General features: G+C 41.5%; 22 protein-coding genes and 2 tRNA genes. 10 read left to right on the top strand and 14 right to left on the bottom strand.

What is annotated here, in order from left to right; genetic code table 11:
* Nucleotides 1-75: 75 nt before the first annotated feature.
* Nucleotides 76-3,282, top strand: coding sequence for a SusC/RagA family TonB-linked outer membrane protein (locus tag BMW98_RS09590; RefSeq protein WP_162844757.1), 3,207 nt, complete (start codon nt 76-78; stop codon nt 3,280-3,282).
* Nucleotides 3,283-3,293: 11 nt separating this feature from the next.
* On the top strand, nt 3,294-4,862 hold the full coding sequence (locus BMW98_RS09585) for a RagB/SusD family nutrient uptake outer membrane protein (RefSeq protein ID WP_162844758.1): 1,569 nt from the start codon (nt 3,294-3,296) through the stop codon (nt 4,860-4,862).
* A gap of 245 nt (nt 4,863-5,107) precedes the next feature.
* Here BMW98_RS09585 and BMW98_RS09580 read toward each other — a convergent pair whose 3' ends face one another.
* From BMW98_RS09580 to BMW98_RS09550, 7 genes are all read right to left on the bottom strand, one after another.
* A complete protein-coding gene (locus tag BMW98_RS09580; protein WP_090258366.1) occupies nt 5,108-6,097 on the bottom strand; it encodes an aldo/keto reductase in 990 nt (329 codons plus the stop codon).
* Nucleotides 6,098-6,104: 7 nt separating this feature from the next.
* The gene (locus BMW98_RS09575) at nt 6,105-6,713 is read right to left on the bottom strand and encodes a flavodoxin (RefSeq protein ID WP_245733556.1); all 609 of its coding nucleotides are present in this window, start codon (nt 6,711-6,713) and stop codon (nt 6,105-6,107) included.
* Between the two features lie 109 nt (nt 6,714-6,822).
* On the bottom strand, nt 6,823-7,392 hold the full coding sequence (locus BMW98_RS09570; protein ID WP_162844759.1) for a sugar O-acetyltransferase: 570 nt from the start codon (nt 7,390-7,392) through the stop codon (nt 6,823-6,825).
* Nucleotides 7,393-7,541: 149 nt separating this feature from the next.
* Nucleotides 7,542-9,794: a xanthine dehydrogenase family protein molybdopterin-binding subunit gene (locus tag BMW98_RS09565; RefSeq protein WP_090258364.1), complete on the bottom strand. Its 2,253-nt coding sequence runs from the start codon at nt 9,792-9,794 to the stop codon at nt 7,542-7,544.
* An 11-nt stretch (nt 9,795-9,805) separates the two neighbouring features.
* Entirely contained in the window at nt 9,806-10,261 is a 456-nt protein-coding gene (locus BMW98_RS09560) for a (2Fe-2S)-binding protein (RefSeq protein ID WP_090258363.1), read from the bottom strand.
* A 209-nt stretch (nt 10,262-10,470) separates the two neighbouring features.
* Nucleotides 10,471-10,938, bottom strand: coding sequence for a nuclear transport factor 2 family protein (locus tag BMW98_RS09555; protein WP_090258362.1), 468 nt, complete (start codon nt 10,936-10,938; stop codon nt 10,471-10,473).
* A gap of 11 nt (nt 10,939-10,949) precedes the next feature.
* On the bottom strand, nt 10,950-11,417 hold the full coding sequence (locus BMW98_RS09550; protein WP_090259428.1) for a nuclear transport factor 2 family protein: 468 nt from the start codon (nt 11,415-11,417) through the stop codon (nt 10,950-10,952).
* 142 nt (nt 11,418-11,559) lie between these two features.
* Here BMW98_RS09550 and BMW98_RS09545 point away from each other — a divergent pair, with 142 nt between their 5' ends.
* Nucleotides 11,560-12,459, top strand: coding sequence for a helix-turn-helix domain-containing protein (locus BMW98_RS09545; protein WP_090258361.1), 900 nt, complete (start codon nt 11,560-11,562; stop codon nt 12,457-12,459).
* A 5-nt stretch (nt 12,460-12,464) separates the two neighbouring features.
* Here BMW98_RS09545 and BMW98_RS09540 read toward each other — a convergent pair whose 3' ends face one another.
* Nucleotides 12,465-13,409 (bottom strand): helix-turn-helix domain-containing protein, encoded by a 945-nt coding sequence (locus tag BMW98_RS09540; RefSeq protein WP_338060836.1) that lies wholly within the window; start codon nt 13,407-13,409, stop codon nt 12,465-12,467.
* 442 nt (nt 13,410-13,851) lie between these two features.
* Between BMW98_RS09540 and BMW98_RS09535 the strand changes: the two genes are divergently transcribed.
* From BMW98_RS09535 to BMW98_RS09510, 6 genes are all read left to right on the top strand, one after another.
* Entirely contained in the window at nt 13,852-14,526 is a 675-nt protein-coding gene (locus BMW98_RS09535) for a response regulator transcription factor (protein ID WP_090258359.1), read from the top strand.
* On the top strand, nt 14,523-15,833 hold the full coding sequence (locus BMW98_RS09530) for a sensor histidine kinase (protein WP_090258358.1): 1,311 nt from the start codon (nt 14,523-14,525) through the stop codon (nt 15,831-15,833). The genes BMW98_RS09535 and BMW98_RS09530 overlap by 4 nt, the downstream gene beginning before the upstream one ends.
* 27 nt (nt 15,834-15,860) lie before the next feature.
* Complete coding sequence (locus BMW98_RS09525; RefSeq protein ID WP_090258357.1) at nt 15,861-16,610, top strand: COG4705 family protein; 750 nt, start codon at nt 15,861-15,863, stop codon at nt 16,608-16,610.
* 69 nt (nt 16,611-16,679) lie between these two features.
* Nucleotides 16,680-17,156 carry a PepSY-like domain-containing protein gene (locus tag BMW98_RS09520; RefSeq protein WP_090258356.1) on the top strand — a complete coding sequence of 159 codons (477 nt, stop codon included), beginning with the start codon at nt 16,680-16,682 and terminating at the stop codon, nt 17,154-17,156.
* The gene (locus tag BMW98_RS09515; protein ID WP_245733555.1) at nt 17,116-19,563 is read left to right on the top strand and encodes a TonB-dependent receptor; all 2,448 of its coding nucleotides are present in this window, start codon (nt 17,116-17,118) and stop codon (nt 19,561-19,563) included. Before BMW98_RS09520 ends, BMW98_RS09515 begins: the two co-directional genes overlap by 41 nt.
* An 11-nt stretch (nt 19,564-19,574) precedes the next feature.
* Complete coding sequence (locus tag BMW98_RS09510; protein WP_147407720.1) at nt 19,575-20,174, top strand: HD domain-containing protein; 600 nt, start codon at nt 19,575-19,577, stop codon at nt 20,172-20,174.
* Nucleotides 20,175-20,284: 110 nt separating this feature from the next.
* Here the strand turns inward: BMW98_RS09510 and BMW98_RS09505 are convergent.
* The 4 genes from BMW98_RS09505 to BMW98_RS09490 form a co-directional block, all read right to left on the bottom strand.
* Nucleotides 20,285-20,357: transfer RNA gene (locus BMW98_RS09505), tRNA-Thr, on the bottom strand.
* A gap of 43 nt (nt 20,358-20,400) precedes the next feature.
* A tRNA-Thr gene (locus BMW98_RS09500) sits at nt 20,401-20,473 on the bottom strand.
* Nucleotides 20,474-20,639: 166 nt separating this feature from the next.
* Entirely contained in the window at nt 20,640-22,661 is a 2,022-nt protein-coding gene (locus tag BMW98_RS09495) for a DUF349 domain-containing protein (protein WP_245733554.1), read from the bottom strand.
* Nucleotides 22,662-22,718: 57 nt separating this feature from the next.
* Nucleotides 22,719-23,294, bottom strand: coding sequence for a YqgE/AlgH family protein (locus BMW98_RS09490; RefSeq protein WP_090258353.1), 576 nt, complete (start codon nt 23,292-23,294; stop codon nt 22,719-22,721).
* Between the two features lie 104 nt (nt 23,295-23,398).
* On the opposite strand from BMW98_RS09490, the gene pdxH reads away from it, so the two are divergent.
* Nucleotides 23,399-24,043, top strand: a complete 645-nt coding sequence (gene pdxH / locus BMW98_RS09485) for a pyridoxamine 5'-phosphate oxidase (protein ID WP_090258352.1) — start codon at nt 23,399-23,401, stop codon at nt 24,041-24,043.
* A gap of 32 nt (nt 24,044-24,075) precedes the next feature.
* On the opposite strand, the gene bshB1 is transcribed toward pdxH, so the two are convergent.
* The gene (gene bshB1 / locus BMW98_RS09480; RefSeq protein WP_090258351.1) at nt 24,076-24,795 is read right to left on the bottom strand and encodes a bacillithiol biosynthesis deacetylase BshB1; all 720 of its coding nucleotides are present in this window, start codon (nt 24,793-24,795) and stop codon (nt 24,076-24,078) included.
* Nucleotides 24,796-24,817: 22 nt separating this feature from the next.
* Entirely contained in the window at nt 24,818-25,786 is a 969-nt protein-coding gene (gene trxB / locus BMW98_RS09475; protein ID WP_090258350.1) for a thioredoxin-disulfide reductase, read from the bottom strand.
* Nucleotides 25,787-25,847 lie beyond the last annotated feature (61 nt).

The following is a 25,847-nucleotide window of genomic DNA, read 5'->3' as shown; positions in this document are numbered from 1 at the left end:
CTGCTAGTAAGCTCTTTATCACTCAGGGCTAATCGCCCTCAAGCCAACATTCAAGAGGCAACTATATCAATAAAAATGATTAATAAGCCTATTGTAGAGCTATTGAACACGGTAGAAGAGCAAACGACATTTTACACAAGCTATACTAACAAAACAGTTGAGGGAATAACCATTACTGGCAATTATGCTAACATAAAATTACTAGACCTACTAAAGGTGGTTTCAGGTGAAACAGGACTTGAGTTTAAAGTAAGAGGAAATAATATACTGATATTTAAAGGTGTAAGAGACAAAGAACTCTTTGAAGTAGCAATACCTGAACCCGAACAAATAGGCAGCTACCTTAAGCATACAAATTACCCTGTACAAATAAAACTAGAAAGCCTATTTGGCAACGACCCTATTTCGGGTACTGTACATGGTGAGGATGGCTTTCCACTAATTGGTGCAACAATTAGAATTAAAGGAAGTACAAAAGGACTAATAGTCGACAATGATGGTGCTTTTAACATTAAAACTCCAAGTAGCGACTTCCCTGTTACGCTGGTTGTATCCTACATAGGTTATAAAACCAAAGAAGTGATAGTAGAGGCCCCTGAAAACCTTGAAATAGTACTAGAGCTAGATGCACAACAGCTAGAAGATGCCATTGTGGTTGGTTATGGTTCTATAGAAAAAAGTGACATTGTCGGCTCAGTAGCAAGTGTAGACATTAACAAAGCTACAGCAACTCCAACTACCAATGTATCAGAAATGATTCGCGGTCGTGCTCCAGGGGTTCGCGTTAGCCTTAACGATGCTCGCCCAGGCGGTACGTCTAACATTCTTATAAGAGGTAAAGTATCGCTGGTAGGTAACGACCCACTAATAATTGTAGATGGCGTACCATATGATAATATTAACAATGTATCTCCTGACGACATTAAGTCAATTGAAGTCCTAAAAGACGCCTCTTCACAGGCAATTTACGGAGCAAGAGCGGCTAATGGAGTAATACTCATTACCACTAAACGTGGCGATGAAGGCGCACTAAAAGTTAACTACCACGGCTACATTAGTAAGCAAAAGTTCGCTCATAATTTCGACCTTTTTACTGCAGATGAGTTTATTCAACTTAGAAGAGAAGCACAGCGCACAGGCAATAACGATGAATACTTAGCAGACGAAACTATTTTTGAAGAGTTCGAACTTGAGGCTATTCAAAACCGAAACTTTGTAGACTGGGAAGACTTGGTAATGGAAGAGCCATTTATGACAAGCCACACACTTAGTCTTTCCGGAGGTGGAGAAAACACTAAAGTGTATACTGGTTTTAACTACTTCTCTCAAGATGGGGTAATTCCTACATCAGGATTTGAAAGAGCCTCTTTAAGGCTAAACGTTGACCAAAAGATTAGTGAAAGGGTTTCACTTTCGGCCAACGTAAACTACCAAAGTGGTCGTCAGGATGTAGAATCACAGGGGCTCAATTTTATTACACTTTCTCCACTTGCCAAACCCTATGATGAAAACGGCAACGTTGTTAAAAACCCACTGGGTCCATCCTCTATTCTTGTAAGTCCATTATGGATGATTCAAGAATCTACGCACGATGTTAACACCGATGTTATCGACATTAACTTAGTGGGCAATTGGCAAATCAACGATAAGCTTAGCTATACTCTAAATACTTACAGACGAAACAGAAATTCGTTTACAGGTATTTATCAAACTAGCGAGCACCCAAATGCCGATGCTGACAATGGACGTGGATTTTTACGAAACAGTCAATTCACAGACTTTTTAGTAGAAAACATTATAGATTATAAAACAACGCTCAGCCATAATCAGACCTTGGATGTAACACTTTTACAATCTATAAATGAGAGAGACTATGCTATGAGCAGTTTTGAAAAACGTGACTTTCAAAACGATGAACTTAAATACAACGGCAGCGCAGCTACTCTGCTGAACGAGCAACGAGATGTTTGGTCTAGAAAGCTTGTATCCTTCATGGGCCGCGTACGCTACAACCTAATGGATAAGTACTTACTTACAGTTACTGCCCGTAGAGATGGTTCAAGTGTGTTTGCGGAAAACAACAAGTGGGCCTTCTTCCCTGCCGTTGCCGTAGCATGGAAAATGCACGAAGAACCATTTTTGGCACAAAGCGATTTAATCTCCCAAGCCAAGCTAAGGGTAAGTTATGGTGCTACAGGTAACGAAGGTATAGCTCCTGGCGGAACGCTCGGAACTACCACCTACTATCCATATACTTTTGGAGGAACTACCAGCTCAGGGTCATTAACAAACGGGCAGTTACCAAACCCCGACCTAAAATGGGAAACTACTTACACGCAAAATTATGGTCTAGATTGGGAACTATGGAATGGCAAAGTTTCAGGTAGCATTGAGTACTATAACTCAACTACTAAAGACCTTCTTTTAAATAGAACAGTACCCGGAACTACTGGGTTTGAATTCACTCGATACAATATCGGTGAAGTAAACAACCAAGGCTTTGAAGGGCAGTTAAATGCCAATGTGCTAACTACTCCAGACTTTAACTGGTCTGTGGGAGCTGTTTTCTCGCGAAACAAAAACAAAATTGTTGACTTAATTGGTAAGGATGAAAACGGAGAACCCATTGACTTTAGATCCGAGGGATTGTTTGTAGGCCAGCCAATTGATGTAATCAACCAAAAAATATTCGATGGCATTTGGCAAGAGGGCGATAATATAGCAGAGTCGGCTCAACCCGATGCAATGCCAGGTGATATTAGAGTTGTAGATATTGACGGTGACGGAGACATTGACGGAGATGACAATCTACCCGTTGCTATTGAGCCCAAATGGACTGGTTCACTAAATACTACCGTAAGCTGGAAGGGTTTCACCCTATTTGCGGACATCTACATTGTTGAAGGGGCTACAAGATCTAACAACTTCTTAAATGGAAATACCGCTGGAGGTTTACAAGGGAATAAAAATGGAATTGCTGTTGACTATTACCTGCCAGAGTCACCATCAAATAACTACCCAAGACCAAGGCCCGGTACGCCATCAAATCTATTTGCTTTAGCCGTTCAAGATGCATCATACGTAAGGCTACGTTCTGTGGTCTTGAGCTACGACTTACCTCCACAAGTATTGAATAATATCGGCTTTAACAATGCACAAATCTACTTTAGTGGTACTAACCTAGTTACATGGACAGATTATCTCTCCTGGAGTCCTGAGATTAACCCTGGAGACTTCCCAGATGCTCGCTCTTATACAATTGGAATTAAACTAGGCCTATAAATACTATTAAGATGAAAAAGATCATTCTAATCATATATATATTCTTGTTCGCGTTTTCATGTGAAGATTACTTGAAAGACGAACTTCTATCAGATATTTCGGCCGACTATGTATTCAACACAGCCGAAGGACTTGAAGGTGGAGTAAACGCCCTTTACAATTTAAACAGAAACTATTACGATAATGGACAGTGGAATAACGCCATGGCATTGCTGCTTCCGGCCAAATCGGATTTATCCTTTGGCAGAGCTGGTGAAGCAGCATTTTTTGCTCGATTAGGCTGGGGCGCCTCCATTAACGATACTGGTACTCGCCTACTCTACTCCGACTTGTGGAGACACTATTATAGGCTAGCCGATAGATCCAATGCTATTATTGAAGGTGCTGAAGCGTTAAATAACATTGAAGAGTCGAGGCGCATACAAATAATTGCAGAAGCCAAAGTACATAGAGCACACACCTATTTTACGCTCTATAGGCTATTCAACAACATATTTGTAACAACAGCACCAACTACGCCAGACAATGCCTTTGACGTACCCTCAAGCCCTTCAACAGAAGCAGAAATATTTGGCTTGATAAATAGCGACTTGGACTATGCCATTGAAAACTTAGCATGGACAACTGAAGAGTTCGGAAGGTTTACTCAAGCCACCGCAAGGCATATAAAAGCTAAAGCAGCTATGTGGCAGCAAGACTATCAAGAAGCAAAGCTACAAGCCGAAGCTGTTATTAACAGCGGGCACTATAGCTTAGTGCCTTCTACAAAAGCTGTATTTGAAGGCGACATGAATCACAGCGAATCGCTCTTTGTTGTTCAATATGAAGATGGTGTAATTGGCGGGTCGAATCGTAATCAAATTCACTTCAATTTAATGGCTAATTACAACCTAATTGACGGGGCTAAATACTCTAATGAAAATGGTGGAAGAGGCGGAGCCCTACTGCTGCCAAACATGTACTTAGTTGACCTGCTAAGGGAAGATCCAAATGACGATAGAGATGATAACACCTACATGATCAGTTATTACCTCTACAACGATGCAGAGAACTTACCAGAGGGCCGTCAAATCGGTGATACTATTGCTGTGTACCAACAAGACAGCCCAAATGCAGACAATCATCGCCTTTGGTACCAAAGACAAAACCCAGGAGTGCTCAAGTACTTTCAAGAAGATGGCATTGCATCCGAAGTATCTTCAATAACCAACATAATGGTTTATCGATTAGCAGAGACATATCTAATAGCCGCTGAAGCCAACATGTACCTAGGCAATACGGCAATGGCATTGGACCAACTAAATACGGTTAGAGCAAGAGCCAAAGCCGCTCCTAAATTAAACATAGACCTCCAGACTGTGCTTGATGAAAGAGCCCGCGAGTTGTTTTTTGAAGGTCAAAGATTCTTCACACTTAAAAGAACAAATCGTTTGGTTCCACAAATTGCGCAATATGCTGGAAACGACAACTGGCATAAGCAAGCCCGAGAACGTATAATGGACTATATGAAGAATTTACCAATACCTGAAACAGAACTAAACCTTTTAGGGCCAGGATACCCACAAAACGAAGGTTATTAGTGTTTTGAGCATTAGATCCTCACCCGAATGGGTGAGGATTTTTTGGCTGTTAATGACAATCTTATTCGGAAGAAGCTATTGAGCTAATAACTCGCAAAACTATTAGTAGACAACTGTAACTAAACTCTATTTTCGAAATTGAATGGGTTACTTGCACAGAGCCACATTAGAAATAGGAACTTAGAGTAAGTTCAAAATATTGTCTGATCATTTGTTATCATCAGGCAACTAATAAAACTTGTAGATCAAAGCCCAGTGGCTTTTTCCATTTGTTCTGTGTAGCGGTTACCAATTACTTCTATTTTAGCAGTAGCTGCTTCTATTTGCATTAACTCATCGCCTGTTAATTCCACATTTACAGCATCAAGGTTTTCCGCTAATCTATGCTGTTTGGTTGTCCCAGGGATTGGTACGATCCATGGCTTTTGAGCCAATACCCAAGCCAAAGCAATTTGTGCATTGGTCACTTCTTTTTCAGCTGCAAACTGCTCAATCAAATCCAATAAAGCCTGATTGGCCTGCCTTGCCTCTTCAGTGTATCTCGGAAGTACATTCCTGATGTCTCCATCTGCGAACTTTGTTGAGGAGTCTATTTTTCCTGCCAAGAACCCTTTGCCAAGCGGACTGTAAGCCACCAAGCCTATTCCGAGTTCTTCTATGGTAGGAATGATTTCTCGCTCATGTTGGCGTGTCCACATGGAATATTCGCTTTGAAGTGCTGTTACAGGTTGAACTGCGTGTGCCCTTCTAATAGTATCGGCCCCAGCTTCAGACATCCCAAAGTGTTTCACCTTCCCCTCATTGATCAAGTCCTGGACAGTACCTGCCACATCTTCAATAGCCACATTGGGATCAACTCTGTGCTGGTAGAAAAGATCGAGCACATCTACCCTCAATCTTTTCAGGGATTCTTCGGCCACCCTTCTGATATTCTCCGGCCTGCTATCAACTCCGGCCATCTTCATTTCTTTTCTATCGATATTAAAGCCGAATTTGGTAGCAATCACAACCTCACCTTTAAAGGGCTCAAGGGCCTCTCCCACTAACTCCTCATTGGTAAAGGGACCATAAACCTCTGCCGTATCGAAGAAAGTCACGCCTTGTTCCACCGCAGCACGAATAAGCTGAATCATTTCTGCTTTATCCTTTGCAGGACCATAGCCAAAGCTCATACCCATACAACCTAGGCCAAGGGCTGAAACTTCTAGTTGATTACCTAGTATTCTCTTTTTCATATGTCCGTTATTTCTCTTTCAATAGATTCATTTCTTTGAGCCAATCGACCAACTGAGCTTGCACATTTTTAGCTTTTTGACCTTCCATTACGAATAGAACCCCATCTCTCTCAACTCCACCTTTCACAGAAAATCCCGACAAAATCTCAGAGTCCGGGCATAACTCACTTACCGTATCGAAGCCACTGCCTACGCCATACCCCGCATTAGTATTGAAAGGAATCACTGTTTTACCGGAAAGGTTATATCTTGTTAAAAAGGACTTCATTGGCGGAGGCATACGCATTCCCCAAGTGGGGAAACCTAAAAACACATAATCATAACCTTCTAAGGCAGAAATATTCGTTTTCAATAGTGGAAGGAAACCCTCCTCATTCTCCCTTTGAACCTGCTTAACTATGTCCTGATAATCTGTTGGATAAGGTTTTTCTAACTCAAGCTCAACCAACCGACCTCCAACGGCCTCTTGAATCATACTCGCCACAGCCTTTGTATTATTCGTTCGGCTTAGGTAAACAATCAGCACTTTTTCAGAATTGGTGCTTTGGCTTTGACCAGAAGTACTCAGGTTACTGGCCAGCAAAATGATGAATAAGATGTATCTAAATCGTTTCAATACTTTTATCAAGCTTAAAATGCTTGAACAAAGTTGCGACACTGACAACGCTAGAAATAATGGCCAACAAACGAAAAACTACGAAAATCAAACATGTATAATCAGGCCACTACCCTTCTTCTATTTTCTTAATGAGTTTAGCTGGTACACCACCAACAATGGTATTGGCAGGCACATTTCTATTTACAACAGCCCCAGCGGCAACTATTGAGTTTTTGCCAACAGTTACTCCTGGTAGAATAGTGGCACCGGCACCTATCCAAGCATTCTGCGCTATAACGACCGCGCCTAAGTCTAAATGCTTGCGTTCTGCGGGGTTTACCGGGTGGTTTTCGGTAATTAAATTAACCTTTGGCCCTATTTGAACATTGTCTTCAATGGTAATTCCTCCCATGTCTAGAAAAGTACATGCATGATTAATAAACACGTTTTTACCGATGGTTATATGCTTACCGAAGTTGGTAAAAAACGGCACAAATACTGTTGAGCTCTCATCAATCTGACTACCGATTATTTCACTCAAACGTTGACGCATTTCATCAATAGTAGTCGCACTATTGAGTGCAGGAGAAAGCCTTTGAGCCTTAGACACTACTTCCCAAGCCTCTGCCATTCGTGGATCATCTTTTCTCATAATTCCACCACTCAGCATATCATCAAAAATATCGCGCTCGCTCATATTCATTCATTTAGTTATGGGCTACTCACCCAAATAGGGTTTGTTAATCTTACCCTAAAGTATAATTAAAAAGAGCCACAATTGTGGCTCCTAAGCGTCAATGCAAACCGTAGATTTTTAAAAGCTAAAACCTATTGACACATTAATAATTAACCCAATGAAATCTGTTGCTGCACCATGTATGGCTGGTTGTATTGGCGCTTGCCCGTTGCCTTATATAAAGCATTGGCCACAGCGGCAAACACTGGAGGGAATGGCGGTTCTCCTAAGCCAGTTGGAGCTATTTCGTTCTGTATAAAGTGCACGTCAATCGATTCTGGTGCTTCTCTATGCCTAATAATTCGGTACTTATCGAAATTGGTTTGCTCGGTGGCTCCTTGCCTAAACGTAAGGTGGCTGTACATAGAGTTACCGATACCGTCAACCACAGCACCTTCTACCATATTAGTAGCGGCCAATGGGTTGATAACAATACCACAATCTACGGCACAAGTCACTCTTTTAACCTTAGGCTCTCCATTTACCATTTCCACATCTAACACATGTGCTACATAGCTATTGTGACAGAAGTAAGCCGATACACCTCTAGAAATACCCGCCTCTGCTTGCCCCCAGTTCGATTTGTCTCTTACCAGTTCCAAAATACCAGCATACCTATCCGCCTCGTAGTCGTTTCTCTCGCCCACAGGATTTTCTTTAGCACGCTTTAGTAGATCTAAACGGAATTCGATTGGGTCCTTTCCTGCTGCTTCTGCAACCTCATCAAGGAAAGACTGCTCGGCACCGGCAATAAAGTTAGAGCGTGGTGCTCTAAAGGCGCCAATTGTAATGTTCGAGTCAATTTGCCACGACTCTGCCAAGTAATTATCCACTGCACCAGCAGGGAAACGGTTAGCATGTAGCGGACTCTCCGGAACACCACCTGCTTTGGCATGGAACGCGATCAAGTTATTGTCTTCATCGAGAGCAGCTCTGTAAGTAGCATGGTAAGACGGGCGATAAATTCCATTGGTCATATCGTCTTCTCTGGTATACACCAACTTAATAGGCGCCTTGGCCTTTTGAGAAATCAGTGCAGCCTCAACCACATAATGGTCATAGGCTCTTCTACCAAAGCCACCGCCCATACGGGTCATTTTTATGTCAATATTTTCCAAAGGCACACCAAAACGCGTAGCAACAGCTTGCTCGGCCATTTCAGGTGCTTGCAATGGTCCTGCAAGTTTAAAATCGTTTCCGTTTACACTAGCAAAGAAGTTCATTGGCTCCATAGCATTGTGCGCCAAGAATGGAGCCGTATAACTGCGCTCAATCACTTTAGCCGCACGCTTAAAGGCTGCCTCTGGGTCTCCATCTCTTCGCTCGATTCGACCAGGTTTTGAAGCCACACTTTGCATTTGCTCGTAATGATCGGTACTGCTCTCTAAGCCTGCAGGAACTGTTACTTCTTGTGTTCTTCCAAATCCGCCAGTTGTAATTTTTGTTGCCGGGCTTTTCTCCCACTGCACTTGTACAGCCTTTTTGGCCTGCATTACTTCCCAGGTAGAATTACCAGTAACCACTACCAAATCGGTAAATGCATCGGTACTGAAGTACCCTCTAGGCTGATCGTTGGGAAAAGATTGAATGGTGAATACATCCTTAATTCCGTTCATTCCCTTCGCAGCCGTTCCATCGAATGACTTTAGGCGCATGCCAAATGCTGGCGGATGAATGATCATGGCGGTAAGCATGCCTTCTTCCTCATAATCTATACCGAACATTGGCTTACCGGTAACAATATCTTTCCCCTTTACATTTTTGCGTGGGGTGCCTATAATCTTGTAATCGGCAGGCGTTTTCAATGCCAAGTCTTCTGGTATTTCAATACCCACAGCCAGCGAAGCCATTTCGCCATACCCTGCTGATTTGCCATTATAATGAGAAAGCAAACCATTTTCGGTCTTTATTTCTCCTGCCGAAACGCCCCATTCTTTGGCAGCTGCTGCCACCAACATGTATCTGGCCGCAGCACCAGCCTCTCTCAATCCGTTTTGCCAACCTTGCCTTACCGATTGGCTACCACCTGCAAATTGGCGGGTAAAAATATCGGTATTGAATTTAGCTTGCTCCACCAACACGTTCTTCCAATCCACATCCAACTCATCGGCAATAATCATTGGCAATGAAGTGGTTACGTTTTGTCCAAACTCTGGATTTGGTGCCATAATGGTTACTACACCATTATTACCAACCTTTAAGAATCCATTCAGGTCGAACCATTCATCTGGCATTTCTAAACCTGCTGCTTCTTTTGGAGCACAAGCCGCCAACCAACTAAAACTGATCATTAGCCCACCACCGGCCAATGCCGATGACTTAAGGAATGATCTTCTATTTACTTTAGATTTTATAACTGTCATGGCTCGAAAGATTAATAAGTTGCTGCTTTTTTAACTGCGGCTTTAATGCGCACATAGGTACCGCAACGACAAAGGTTGCCATTCATTGAAGACTCAATTTCTTGATCGGAAGGGTTTGGATTGGCCTTTAATAATGCGGCCGCACTCATTATTTGCCCAGGCTGGCAATATCCGCACTGCGCCACATCCAATTCTAACCAAGCCTTTTGTACTGGGTGATCGCCATTTTCTGAAAGCCCCTCTATGGTTGTAATTGGCTGGTTGCCTACAGCCGAAACAGGGAATGAACATGAACGAATGGCTGTACCGTTCATATGTACTGTACAGGCGCCACACTGGGCAATTCCGCAACCGTATTTGGTTCCTTTTAAACTCAGGTGATCGCGAAGTACCCATAGCAAGGGCGTGCTAGGGTCAACATCAACACTTTGTTGCTCACCATTTATATTCAATTGAAAACTTGCCATAAATATTTGATTATGATGGATTTGACATGCAGTTTAACACTTATAATTTACGAATAATTAAGCATTTCAAACATCGACTTACGAAATTCAAACACTCCCGATGAAGTGCAGGATTAGTCGGATGAATGAATAGGCTTATTCGACATAAAAGGCACAGCGCTCGAAGGCAATACCTCCCTCGGCTTCACTTATGCCTTGTTTTTTTCAGTTTAAGGGGTCATTAATCTGGTAAAACTCAAAGACCCAAGCTTCCAATCACCGCCTTTTTTAATGTACACTTCTGTGACCATAAATGGGTTAGTAACCTCATTGCCGCCCACCACAGCCAACAACGTAATTCTGTTCAACAGAATGGCAGTATCATTTATTACTTCCACAGACACTTCATGAACATCGGCCTTCTTATAGTGAATTCCGCCACTTTCAATTATACCTAACTCTTGTTCCTTACCCCATGAACCGCCCATATGGACAAAGACTGACTGCTCGTCAAACAGCTTATCCAAAGCCTCTACATCTTTGTCGGCCATTAATTGCCATTTATTTTTAGAGAGCTCAATAATTTCGTTCTGAACCGGAATGTTTTGAGCAAATGATTCCTGAACACTTACTATGGCTGCAAAAAGCAACAGCACCCCTATTCTCAGTACTTTATTCAATTGATTTTCTTTGATCATTTTAGTTTTGCTTAATGTTCAATCACATGAGTATCACGAACGCTGCTGAAGGTTAGCGCTAAAAGCTTCCAATCAGTGCCCGATTTTTCGAAAACCTCGGTTACTGTGAACTCGACTGAAACGTCATTCCCTCTTACATTAGAATTTAATGTAATTCTGCTCCACAAAATGGCCGTATTACCAACCACTTCGGCATCCACATCATGAATTATCGCTTCTTTGTACCAAATACTTCCGGTTTCAATAATTTCTAGCTCTCTTTCCTTTTTCCAAGCGCCACTCATATGAACGAATTTTGACTCATCGTGGAATAGCCCCCGCAACTTCTCAACATTTTTGTCGGCCATCCATTGCCATTTCTTCTTGGACAACTCTATGATTTCGCTCTGTTCTTTTGAAAGCACGCTTGAATTAGATTGCGAAAAAGCGAACGATGCAGCCATCAAGAAAACAAAGGCAGCTATTGATACTTTTCTCATAATTTTAATCTTTTCTTTTATGCAAGATGCCTTCATTCCTTAAGACTATGCTTATACAGATTACGGTTTGACTAACCAGTTTTACTGATTAGGGCAGAGAATTGAGTCTTTTATAATTAGTTTAGGTGTAAATCGAAAATCCATGAGCAAATCTGTCATTATTGATTCTATTAAAGCCTCAAATGAATTCAACAATCACCCCACTTTCCATCCATTGGTTTGTGTCACTGATTTTTCAAAAGCCAATCCTCGTTCGGGGCACAGGATGGAATTCGGAATTTATGCCATCATTCTTAAGCAAGTTGATTGTGGCAATTTGATGTATGGTAAAAACACTTATGACTACCAGGAAAGCACCGTTGTTTTTGTAGGCCCAGGACAAGTTCTTGATGCTTCTTTCAATACAGAAGTGTATCAACCACATGGACTGGCGCTTTCATTTCACCCAGACTTAATTGTTGGGACAAGGTTACCACAACTTATAGATGATTATGGATTCTTTTCTTACAACTTGGATGAAGCACTGCACCTTTCAAAACTGGAAGAGCAAACTCTAAAAGACATTTTCTACAAAATTGATGCCGAGCTAAAACAGCCGGTAGACAAGCACAGCAAAAAGCTGATTTCATCAAATATTGCTTTAATATTGGAGTATTGTGAACGATTCTACGACAGGCAATTTATCACCAGAGAACATGTTAATGCAGGCATTCTTTCACGCTTCGAGAATTCTTTAAACGCTTATTTCAAGTCGGAGAAACCCTATACCTTAGGCCTACCCTCGGTAGCATATTTTGCTGATGAATTGAACCTTTCTGCCAACTACTTTGGTGATTTAGTAAAGAAAGAAACGGGCAAGTCTGCTCAAGAACAAATTCAAAATGTTCTAATACGAGTAGCCAAAGACAAAATATTTGACTCCGAAAAATCGGTAAAAGAAATAGCTTTTGAATTGGGCTTTAAGTACCCACAACACTTTAGCCGATTGTTCAAACAGCAAGTGGGCATTACCCCTTTGGAGTTTAGAGCCTCATCTACTTAATTTCACTAAGCATTTCTAAACTTCAAAGGGCTCAGTTCCTGATGCTTTTTAAAGAAGTTATTAAAGTGCGTTACCTCGTTAAAACCTAATGCGTAAGCAATCTCGGAAACAGACCAAGCGGTTTGTTTCAGCAGCACTTTGGCTTCTTGCAAAATTCGCTCGGCTATTAGCTGCGTAGTGGTTTTTTCCGTGGCTTCCTTTACCGATCTGTTCAAATGATTTACGTGCACATTTAAATGCTCTGCAAACTCTGAAGCCGATCGCATGGCTACGTACTGATTTGGTTCATCAATCGGAAACTGCCGTTCTAACAGCTCCATAAACAGCATCGCAATTCGCCTAGATGCATTCATAGGCTGCACATTCAGCTCTTCTGACGGTTGCAGCTTGAGTGCATAGTGCAACAACTCAAAGATCTGATTTCTAACCGCATCGTATTTGTATTTGTACTCCGACTTAAATTCAGCCTCCATCTTATCGAAGACCACGCGCACTTCTGCTGCCTGATCTTCTGTTAACTCAAATATGTGCGTACCATTAGGTTGATAAACTTCGTAATCGTGAAAGTGCCCAAACTGATGGAAAAAATCGGCACTAAAGATGCAGTAAGTGCATTCTTCCATAGGTGCTATGTGCTCCCATTTGTAAGGGATTTTGGGGTTAGAGAAAGAAAGCGCATAGCTTTTTACTTCCACTACCTTATCGGCATAGTGCACGCGGCTGTGGCCCTTCATTAGCATCACTTTATAAAAGTCTCTTCTACGGTATGGAATACTATCAGGGCCGCAAAAGTCTGGTTTTAGCTTAAATAGGTTAAAGTGACCGATGTCTTTTCTGATCTCCTCAGGAACCCATTGAAACTTCCTTTTATAAAACTCCTCTAATGACTCTGCACCTCTCATGAATAGAAATTTATAATATTCAAACATATCAGACCAAGTCTTTGCCATGTGTTTTCTGCTTTAGTCAATAAATCCGGCTAATTGGTAACTCGATGGTTTGAACAAAGTGGTTTTTGGTATAATTCTATCAAAACAAAACAAGCGCCTTTAAGGCAAGAATTATTACCTATTTCAAATCAAAACTTACGAAAATCAAACAGTATGTTTAGCAGCAAAACCTGAACATATTCCTTTTTCCTTGTTAACGAGTGCCTGTATCTTTTTACTTTCATATTCGCATTATTAGTGATTGCTCACCCAAGGAATAAAATTCATAATTAAGTTTTAATAGTATAGCGCTTATTTCGAATCTCAATATTGTTACAATAACTAAAATTATAAATCGGATCAGACAGAGTGGGGAGTTTAAATACACTCTAGACCTTTTTCATGATTACTCCTGTTTACTATAATTCCAATTTTCTTCCAAATTGCAGGGTAATTAGCGGCAATGAAAATCCTGATTATAGAAGACGAGCAAGAATTAGCCAAAGACATGATGAAGTTTTTGGCAAGCGAGCAATATCTCTGTGAGTGGGCTTTTGATTTTGAAGAGGCCATGGATAAAATATCGGCTTACGAGTATGACTGCATTTTACTGGACCTGATGTTGCCTGGAGGTGATGGTTTGTCCATCTTGAATGAACTGAAAGAGCTAAACAAGCAAGATGGTGTCATCATTATATCCGCAAAAAACTCTATTGAAGACAAGGTTAAAGGGCTTAAGCTGGGTGCAGATGATTATTTAGCAAAACCCTTCCATCAAGCTGAGCTAGCTGCCAGAATAGAATCCCTCATTCGTAGAAAGCATTTCAATAGCAGCAATATTATACATCACAATGAAATAGAAATTGACTTGCAGGCCAAAACCGTCAAGGTGCAGAATCAGTTCGTCAACATAACAAAAAAAGAGTTTCAATTACTGCTGTTCTTTGTTGGGAATAAGAATAGGGTACTTTCCAAAAGTGCATTGGCCGAGCATTTATCGGGCGATTTTGCCGATATGTTCGACAATCATGACTTCGTTTATGCACATGTAAAAAACCTGAAGCGGAAACTGAAGGAAGCTGGCTACGGAGATTATATAAAAACCATTTACGGAACAGGTTATAAATGGGAACAATGACAAAACTACTCCACAGACCCTTAAAGGCATTTGCCATTTACGCGCTAGTCATTCTGGCAGTGAGCATACCAGTTTATGCCTGGGTAGTAGACTACATTTGGGTCAATGAGCTAGACGAAAACAACTGGCTTACCCTTGAGCATACCAAAGAAAAACTGGTGAAGCAGCACTTTGAAGCAGAGGAATTAAAACTGGTCAATCGACTATGGGGACAAGTTCAGCCGGGCATTGCCATCTCTCCAGCACCACAAAAGCAAGTATTTCAGGATAGTATCTATGAGGTAATCAGACCGAATGAATATGATCTGGATGATGGAGAGGACCGATTCAGAGGCCTCAAATCGTATATTGAGTTGAACGGAAAGCCCTACTTCATCACCATAGAAACCAACCTAGAAGAATCGGATGAGACATTTATGGCTATAACGCTGGTAACCGCAGGATTTCTCCTAATTCTGGTCTTGGGCTTCATGGTGCTGAACAGGAGAATATCCAAAAGCAGTTGGCAGCCGTTCTACCAAACCCTACTTAATCTGAGAGCCTTCGACTTATCCAGATCAAAGGGTCTGGAATTGGAGGACACAAATATTCTTGAGTTTCAGGAATTGAATGAATCGTTACAAAAACTGGTCGAACGAAATCTTGTTGTCTATCAACAGCAAAAGGCATTCACCGAGAACGCTAGCCATGAGCTGCAGACTCCTATTGCACTGCTCAAGTCTAAGCTTGACCTATTACTTCAGGAAAAAGATATTAGTTCGGAAATCTCTGAGATCATCAATGGTATAGAAGCACCACTCTCCCGTCTGTCTCGCATAAATAAGAACTTGCTCCTTCTTGCAAAAGTGGAAAACCAGCAATTCGAACAGCAAGAAGATATAGATATTAAATCAGCCATGAAATTCTGCATTTCGCTTTTTGAGGACTATGCAGAAAATGAGGAAATCAGCATTCACAACGACATTCAGGAAAGCTACACTATCCAAGCCAATCCATTTTTATTAGAAACCCTTCTCAACAATCTATTTTCCAATGCTATCAGGCACAATGTAGAAAACGGAAGTATCATATTGAAACTAGAAAATGGCACCTTATACGTTTACAATAGTGGAGAATTCGTCTTGAATGAAGATTCTCTCTTCAAGCGTTTCTCCTCATCAACCTCCAACAAAGTAAGCAGTGGCTTAGGCTTGGCAATTGTTAGCGAGGTTGCTAAACAGTATGGTTGGCAGGTCTACTATGCTTTCGAAAAAGGTCATCATATTTTTTCCGTCAACTTCTGGAATTCAGACTTTCTTCCAAATTGATTCCTTAGTTGGAAGAAAAATTGAAAGATGTATGAAAAGAATAAAGTAGCGCAAATCACCCTGCTATTCTGGCTTATGAAAATCATAGCTACAACTCTGGGTGAAACTTTCGGGGATTTTCTCTCCATGACCGTCAATCTTGGATATTCAGTCAGTTTAGGCATAACTGTGCTGGCTTTTCTATTGGTATTGGTAATTCAGTTAAGATCCAAAACCTACATACCTGTAATTTTCTGGCTGGTAATAATAGCCACCACCACACTTGGAACTGAAATCTCAGACTTCATAGACAGAAGCTTACACTTAGGTTATACCGCAGGAAGCATCTTACTCCTCTCCTGTTTGATCCTCACACTATTCATTTGGCACAGGAAATTCAAAAACCTTGAGGTCTATCCTATAGTCAATAATAAGAGAGAGATGTTCTATTGGATTGCCATTCTCTTCTCCAACAGTTTGGGCACTGCATTTGGGGACTATCTGAGCGATGTGGCTGGATTGTCATATCTCGAAGGTGCATTGGTTACTGCCGGAGTAATTGCAGTAGTTATACTGCTTCATTATAACACCAAACTGAACGAGGTACTTCTGTTCTGGCTCGCTTTTGTCTTCACCCGACCATTCGGTGCCACCTTTGGAGACTTCCTCACCAAACCTGCAGCAAAAGGAGGGCTTGATCTCGGAACAGTACCAGCTTCTTTGGTAGCTATGATTGTTCTAACTATTCTCGTTTTGGTAGCTCATAGACAAGAAAAAAACAAAAAAACTCTTGGCTGATCTTCTAATTCTAAATGTCTTCCAAATTCATTTAGACCTTGAATCAACATTAGTTCAAAACATATAATTATGAAAAACTTAATCCTTACAATGGTCCTCATGCTGGCCATTTCAACTGTATCATGTGCACAGCAAAAGAATGTGCCCGAGAAGGTCAAAAGCGCCTTTGCTCAAAAGTTTCCTAGCGCCAAAAAGGTTTCGTGGGACATGGAAGACGAAACTGAATGGGAAGCCGAATTCAAAATGAACGGCAAGGAATATTCTGCCAATTTCTCTGTCAATGGTGAATGGAAAGAAACAGAGTATGAAATCAAAAAATCAGAAATCCCTGCTAATATTAAGGCCATTCTCGATCAGAATTTTACCGATTACGACATTGAAGGAGCTGAAATAGCAGAAACCGCCTCCGGAAAATCTTACGAATTTGAGATTGAAGTAGGCGAGGAAGAGTTTGAGGTGGTGATTGATGCTAACGGAAAACTAACCAAGAAGAAAGAATCTGACGATGAAGAAGGAGACGAGGAAAACGATGATGACAACAACTAAACTGAGTAATTATTTCTACCTGATTTTCATTTTAATTCCCGGTTTTGCCTTTGCCCAAAATGCATCGGTGAATGTTTCGGGCAACATAAAAGACAAGGCTTCGCAAGAAGCCATGCCTTTTGTGAATGTAGTACTTAAAAGCCCCAAAGACTCTGTTTTTATTACTGGAACAGTTAGCATTGAAAATGGCCTTTTTAGTCTGAAAGAGATTGAACCAGGAGATTATATACTGCAGGTCTCTTTTGTTGGCTATAAAGACCATACTACAACACTCTTTGTTGGTTCTAACTCTCAGTATCTGAATTTGGGAACCATCTTTATGGAAGAAAGTGCTGAATCTCTCGGTGAAGTAACCGTAACCGGACAACGCGAGGCAGTGAATGAAGCCATGGACAAAAAGACTTACTCGGTCGATCAGAATGTGAGTCAGTCGGGTGGAAGTGTGCTTCAGTCTATGAACAACCTTCCTGGAGTAACCACACAAGACGGTCAAGTGCAGCTAAGAGGCAATAGCCAGGTGATGATTCTGATTGATGGCAAACAAACCGCCATTACTGGCTTTGGCAATCAAAACGGATTGGATAATATTCCGGCCTCTGCGGTAGACCGAATTGAGATCATCAACAATCCATCAGCGAAGTACGATGCCAATGGCAATGCGGGTATCATCAATATCATTCTCAAGAAAGAAGACCAGCAAGGCTTCAACGGAAAGGTTGGGCTTTCTACGGGCTTAGGCGCACTTTGGGTACGTAAGGAGAACCTTCCCAACATTCGCCCACAATACACGGCAACTCCAAAAATTAATCCCTCTATCCTACTGAATCACAGAAAGAACAAGGTCAACCTATTCCTTCAAGCCGATAATCTTTACACCCAAACACTCAATAAAAATGAATTTATTACCAGAAGCTATGACAATGGGACGGTGATCAATCAGCAAATGAAGCGGAATAGAAACACCAACTTCTTCACTTCGAAATTGGGCTTCGACTGGTATATGAATGACCACAATACACTAACGGTTTCAGGATTCTTCTCTCAGGAAGTAATTATGGATAGAGGCGATCAGCCATTCTACGATGGAGTGAGTGGCGACAGACTGAGACTTTGGCAGTTTCTGGAAGATGAGGTGCTTACAGCGGCCATGTCGACCATCAGCTACGAACATAAATTTGCGCAGCCTGGCCATAAACTGAACATTGGCTTCAACTACACTTTCGACCGCGAAGATGAAAAGTACTTCTTTGACAATACCATGCCAAGCTACACGACCAGTGAAGACTTCGCGCTGATAGCAGATCAAAAAGTGGCAGACTTTAATCTAGACTACACAAAACCTATAAAGCACGGTTTACTGGAAACGGGGCTAAAATTCCGTAGAAGAACCATTCCTACGAACATGCAATTCAATCCATCTGCCACCAATTCTGTATTGGATACCGGGGCTGATGGCATGGCAGAATACAGAGAAACTATTCCTGCTATTTATGGAAACTATACTTACGAGGTGAAGAAAATGGAGGTTGAAATAGGCTTAAGATTTGAATATGTGGATGTGCAATATGTGGTTGATCCCAACCACAACACTTATTCTAGTGATGGTTATGATTACTTTCAGCCCTTCCCTAACGCTCGATTGACCTTCAAGTTAGACAACAAGAATGACCTGTCCGTTTTCTACAACAGAAGAGTTGACAGACCTGATGAAGGAGACATACGTATCTTCCCGAAATATGATGATGCGGAAATCATCAAAGTCGGTAACCCGGCCATTCAGCCTCAGTTCACTAATACTTTTGAAGTTGGATATCGCAACAATTGGGATGCTGGCTATTTCTATGGCGCTGCTTACCACAAGATCTCAGACGGAACAATTACAAGAGTTGGAACTACAGTTGGCAATTCAACGCTCATTTACAACACTTCTCAAAACGCAGGCAAAAGCTATAATACAGGTTTGGAAGTTGTCATTAGTCAGGAGCTTTCAGATCGGGTTTCATTCAACTTGAACATGAATGGCTACAGAAATCAGATTGATGCCTTCACGGTTACCAACAAATACCCAACTGAAAATACCTTCACCGCAGAAAAGCAGGAAGTATTTTCAGGCAACATCAAACTGAATACAAATGTAACTTTTGCCAAAAACACCGATGCTCAGTTCACAGCCATATATCTTGCTCCAGACATTATTCCGCAAGGAACTATTGAAGGCAGGTTCTCTCTAGATATTGGAGTGAAAAGAGCCATTCAAAACGGAAAAGGCGAAGTTTTCTTCAATGCTACTGACCTGCTCAACACCATGGTCATCAAGAAGGAAATTACGGGAAACAACTTCACCTACACCAGTGTCGATTATTACGAAACACAGGTTTTGAGAATTGGCTATAGCTATAAGTTTTGAATTCCAAAGAAATGCAGATGTTAGAAAAAGTCGAACAATACTGTTCAACTCTTTTAAAAGGAATTTCCATTAGTAAACTGCCTTTTCACAATATACAGCATACTGAGTCGGTGATTTCGAATGTTGCTACAATTTGTAGGTCAGTTTCAATGAGCAAAGATGAAATGGAGCCTATTTTGTTAGCTGCATGGTTTCATGACACGGGTTTTATAGACTCTTATAAAGGTCATGAAACAAGAAGTTGTGAGATAGCTAGAAACTTTCTAAAAAAAGAAGGCTATAAAACCCAAAGACTATCAATCGTCATATCATGTATAATGGCAACGAGACTTCCTCAAAGCCCCAACAATCTAGAACAAGGTATTTTGTGTGATGCAGACCTATTTCATCTTGGTTGTACAGATTATTTTTACTGGCAAACTTTACTGCGCAAAGAGTGGGAGGTTGCCATGGATAAAGCATTTGGTGACAAAGAGTGGTATGAACTAAACCTTGAGTTCTTATCTAGTCATAAATTTCAAACACCTTATGGTTTGAACGCACTAAATGTCATAAAAAGAAACAATAAAAAAAGGCTCATTCATTTAATTGAATCAAGTAAAACAAAATAAAAATCCCTGACACATCTAATAGCATTACTTCGCACTCTGATTTATTCTTGAAAAGAAAGAAGGATGAAAGGCATAAAAAAAGAGAGCTACTTTCGTAACTCTCTTTTCAGAGCCTCCTATCGGGATCGAACCAATGACCTACTGATTACAAGTCAGTTGCTCTACCATCTGAGCTAAGGAGGCATCGCTTTAAAAATTGATAACCTTAATAATTCGGCTCTCAAAGAGCCTCCTATCGGGATCGAACCAATGACCTACTGATTACAAGTCAGTTGCTCTACCAGCTGAGCTAAGGAGGCTTCTTTATTACCTCTCAGGGTATCAACAGCTAAACTGCTGAGCCCTGCCTGCCGCAGGCAGGTAAGGAGGCTTTTGCTTAAAGCGAGTGCAAATATAGAAGTCGATTTTTAATATTCAAACCGACTCCAGAACAAATTTCCCAATTAATTCTGAAGCCGTTGAGAATCAAAGATTTCTTAAAACGCGTAATTGTTTCTTAAGGTCAGATATCTCTTCCCTAGCCTTTTCAATCTTCACATCAAACTCTTCCTTAAGCTTATCGGCTGTTTTAGAGTTTACAAAGAATGCCAGGTTGTTGTTCCACAATGAGATGTTATCCTCTAACTCGCCAATCTTGCGTCTAATAGCAGATTCCTTCTTATAGAGCTTTTTATCAGCCCCTGGGCTTCTGTCACCACCAAACTCCGCTTTCAGCATTAATGCTTCGGCTTCCGACTCATCTAAGCCCAGCGCCTTAACATATGCCGCTACGGCATCTTTAAGCTTTGCCTCAGTTGGTTTAATGGCATTGCGCGGTACAAATCCAATTTCATTGTACTGTTCCAAAAGCCCTTGCAATTCGTCCGCAGAGCCCTCTCCTTTTGTTGCCGCATCAGAAATTTGGTGTATAATATCTTCCTTCTTAGAAAGGTTGGCTTCGTAGCTAGCCTCTGCCTGATTTTGCTCAGCGCGCTTATGCTCAAAGAAGGCATCGCAAGCCTCTTTAAACTTGGCATAAACAGAGTTTCTGTACTTTTCTGGCACTGGTCCAATTTCTCTCCATTGGCGCTGCAATTGCTTCAGTTTTTCGGCAGTGGTGTCCCAATTTTCGCTATCCTTAAGGGCAATGGCTTGCTTCACCAATTCTTCCTTCTTTGCCAAATTATCCTTCCGCAAAGACTCTAGCTTTTTAAAGAAGTCGTTTTTGTTAGAGAAGAACTTCTTGAATGTTGACCAGAAAGCCTTGTTAATTTCTTTGGCCTGATCGCGTGGTACACCGCCAATGGCATCCCACTTCTTTTGAATAGCCAAAATCTCTTTGGTCTTAGCGTTCCAATCATTAATTCTGTCCGAATCAAAGTTGGTAAAAGTGCTCAACTGCTCTGCCAAAGCCTTTTTCTTAACCGCATTTTCTTGAAGCTCTCCCTTCAAGCCTTCTAGGTAAGATTTACGCTTTTTATAGATTTCGTCAGAAGCTGCTTTAAATCGCTGCCAAAGTTCTTCTTGTACCTCTCTTGGCACAGGGCCAATGTGCTTGTATTCTTCGTGCAGTTCATTCAATTGAATTACTGCATCCTTAATATTATCTAATGCATTCAGCGCTTCAGCCTTTTCACATAGCTCGAGCTTCGCTTTATGGTTTTTCTTTCTATCGAGCTCCTTTAGCTCAAAAAGAATGTGTCGGTTGTTATAAAAACGGTCGAGTAGCGCATTATAGTTAGCCCACAATGTGCGGTTGTGCTGATTTGGCACTGGGCCAACAGCTTTCCACTCCTCTTGCAGCTTCTTGATCGGGTTAATGCTAGTTGTCGCTTCATCATCGATCAATTCGCGAAGTTTATCAAGAATCTCTTCCTTCTTTTCAAGGTTGCGCTGCTTATTAGCCTCACGTTCTTTGTAGAAAGCCGACTTTCTGTCTCTTATCAGGGTTAAGCTGGCATCGTAGCGATTATACAGTTCATCATGTCTGAACTCAAAATCATCTTCTTCGCCACCATCTGCTTTAAACTTATCTAAAGCCGCTTGGCGGGCATTATCCTCAAACTCTTTGAACAATGGCTCAATTTCGTTCAGAATAAGCTCTGTACGCTTAAAAGTATTTAGCTTAGAGATTTCCTCTATTACTTCAACAAGTTGCTCTCGTGTGTACTCAGAGTAATCCGGAAGTTCAGCATCATCATCTTCTTCCTCTTCATCCTCATCGTCATCACCTTCGTGCTCATCTGCTGCCTCATTGGTTTCAGCAGTTGCTTCAGCTTCGGTGGTTTCTTCTGCCTGCTCAGCTGCTGGTGCTTCTTCAGCAGTTTCTGTTTTCACAGTCTCTTCTTCAGCTGTAACTTCTTCCTCAGCAGTTGGTACTTCGGCTTCTTTTGTTTCCTCAGCTACAGCTTCTGGCTGCTCTTGCTGAGTTTCTTCTTGTTGAACGTTATCAGATAGGGTTTCCTTTTCCTTCTGATCACCTGTGTCGTTAGTCATCTCTTCCTTCATAGCGTAATTATCAATCGGTTCTCACCGCACCGTTACATCTCAAATTTAACAAAAGTATTAATTCAAGCGAGGGTCTACAGGGTAATTTGAAAATACCTTGTATTTACCTCCCATTCCTTTCAAAACTGATTTCCAAAGCTCATCCGGCTCCATATCGAAAATCTCGTGTGCCGTAGCCTGTTTTTTTATAAACCATGACTGCCTGTCTAGCTCATCGCGCAACTGCCCTTCTCCCCAACCAGAATAGCCCAGGTAAAACTGAATATTCTCTTCTTTCAACAGGCCTTCGTTCAGCATAAACTTTACTTGCTCAAAGTCTCCACTCCAAAACAAGTCTTCGCCCAAGGCTATAGATCCTTCAATTCCTTGCACCTTTCTGTGAATAAAATGAAGGGTGTTCTGTTCTACAGGACCTCCTAAATTAAGTAAACCCGTAAAATCAATCTCCTCCTTCATTACATCGCTTAGCAGCAAATCGGTTAGTTTATTCATTACCAAACCAAAGGTACCTTGGTCATTGTGTTCGCAGATCAATATTACCGTACGCTCAAAATTAGGATCGTTTAAAAACGGCTCTGAAATCAACAGATCTCCTCTTTCTGGGTCGGGAATATTCTTATCGTATTCGAACATAAATGGCTTTTGAAAGGAAATTATAAAGCCTCCTTTATAATGCCTAACGAAAATCGAAAACTTTCGGCAAGTTGAATGTTATATTTGAAAAGAAAACAACTCAAATGGAGAACAACCTAGCTGATTTAAGAAGAGAATATTCATTGGCATCGCTCGATATTGACTCGGTGGACAAGGATCCAATGGCACAGTTTAGAAAGTGGTTTGAAGAAGCGCAGAAAAGTGAATTACTCGAACCAAACGCCATGGTAGTGAGCACTGTAGACGCAGAAGGGCAACCCTTTCAGCGTACTGTTTTAATGAAAGCCATGGACGAGAAAGGCATCGTTTTTTACACTAACTACGCCAGCAGAAAAGCAAAACAGCTCGGAGAAAACCCTAAAATATCGTTGCTCTTTCCTTGGTATGGACTGGAAAGACAAGTCGCTGTAGTTGGTACTGCCGAAAAAGTGAGTACGAAAGAATCCCTACAATACTTCTCTAGCAGACCATATGGCAGCCAATTAGGGGCATGGGTTTCGCAACAAAGCAAGGTGATTTCTTCGCGCAGTGTACTTGAGGTAAAGCTTGCCGAAATGAAACGAAAGTTCAAGGAAGGTAAAGTCCCCCTACCCGACTTTTGGGGTGGCTACCGCATAATCCCTGAAAGTATTGAGTTCTGGCAGGGCCGCCAAAGCCGCTTACACGATAGACTAATCTACGAAAAAGACAAATCAGGTAATTGGAACATTTCCAGAATGGCACCTTAAACCTGTCTTCAGGTTGTTTTCTAATTACCTTTTTAGCTCAACTCGAACAAATCCTTCACCCCTATGGTACGCTCTACAGTAAAGCCTTCTCCATACTGCGCACCGATTTCGTGGCCATAATGAATACCGCGCGACTCAATCATTTCCATAAACTTTGGTGACGAGATATAGGTATCCGGTTCATCACTGTTTGGATCGAAGAACTGGCTTTTAAAAGCTCTCACAGCCTTCATTTTAACTTGCCAAGCTTCTTCTGGTACAGCTACAATAAAGTTTGGGGTTTGCGGTATACTTTGAATGTAATAGTAGACAGCCTTGGGTCTCCAAGGTGCTTGCTTTACCCCCTGCTCTTCTGTTTCGATATTCTTTAAACCAGCCAAGAACACCGATTCTTTGGTTAAAACAGAAGCCCTACCATGGTCAGGGTGGCGGTCGGCAGTGGCATTTGCCAAAAGAATTTCTGGTCTGTATTTTCTAATCGCCCTTATAACCTTTAGCTGATGTGCTTCATCATTTTTAAAGAAACCATCTCTAAAACCAAGGTTCTCTCTGGCCGAAAGGCCAAGTATCTCTGCTGAAGCTTGAGCTTCTTGCTCCCTAATTTCTGGCGTTCCGCGTGTGCCCAATTCACCTCTGGTAAAATCGACAATACCGGCTTTTTTACCAGCCATTACATATTTATGAAGGGTTGCCGCACAGGCCAGCTCCACATCGTCAGGATGTGCCGCCATTGCAAGAATATCAAGCTTCATGAGACTGATTTTGTTTTAAGGATTAGGCTACTTCTTCAGAAGCCTTTGATGCTTCGAATTCTTTTTCAGCTAAGAAACGTTCCGCATCAAGTGCGCCCATACAACCTGTTCCGGCTGCGGTAACTGCCTGACGGTAGATCTTATCTGCGGCATCTCCAGTAGCAAAAACACCTTCTACATTCGTTTTAGAAGAGCCTGGTTTTACTACCAAATAACCAGCTTCGTCCATATCCAAATAGTCTTTAAATATCTCGGTATTAGGCTGGTGACCAATTGCCACAAAGAATCCTTTTACGTCTAAGTCTTGAGTTTCTTTAGTTTGATTGTTAATCACGCGCACACCAGTTACACCAGTATCGTCACCCAAAACCTCTTCAGCCTCGGTGTTCCAAAGCACTTCAATATTTGGAGTGTTCAACACGCGCTCTTGCATAATTTGAGAGGCACGAAGCTCGTCTCTTCTTACCAACAAGTATACTTTTGGGCACAGGTTAGCCAAGTAGGTTGCCTCTTCTGCAGCAGTATCTCCGCCACCAACAACGGCTACATTTTGGCCTTTGTAAAAGAACCCATCGCAAACTGCACAAGCTGAAACGCCTTTATTGGCATATGTTTCTTCTGACGGTAAGCCCAAGTATTTGGCGCTAGCTCCAGTAGAAATAATTACCGACTCAGCCTCAATCTCATGCTTATCGTCCACAATTACTTTGTGCGGATAACCAGAAAAGTCAACTTTTGTAACCAAGCCATAGCGAATATCTGTACCAAAACGCTCTGCTTGCTTCTGAAAGTCCATCATCATTTGAGGACCATTGATTCCTTCAGGGTAACCTGGGTAATTTTCCACATCGTTTGTGGTAGTTAACTGACCTCCAGGCTGGCCACCTGTAATCATTACCGGATTTAATCCCGCTCTAGAGGCATATACCGCTGCAGTATAACCTGCAGGCCCTGAACCAATGATTAATACTTTTATCTTTTCTGTTGTCATCTTGTCTAATCCTTAAATCTCAAAACTAAGTGTTTAACAGTTTTATGCCAAGAGATTGTTC

This window comes from Roseivirga pacifica (assembly GCF_900111145.1).
GTDB classification, from domain to species: Bacteria; Bacteroidota; Bacteroidia; order Cytophagales; family Cyclobacteriaceae; genus Roseivirga; species Roseivirga pacifica.
This window is presented reverse-complemented; position numbering and strand designations above follow the sequence as displayed.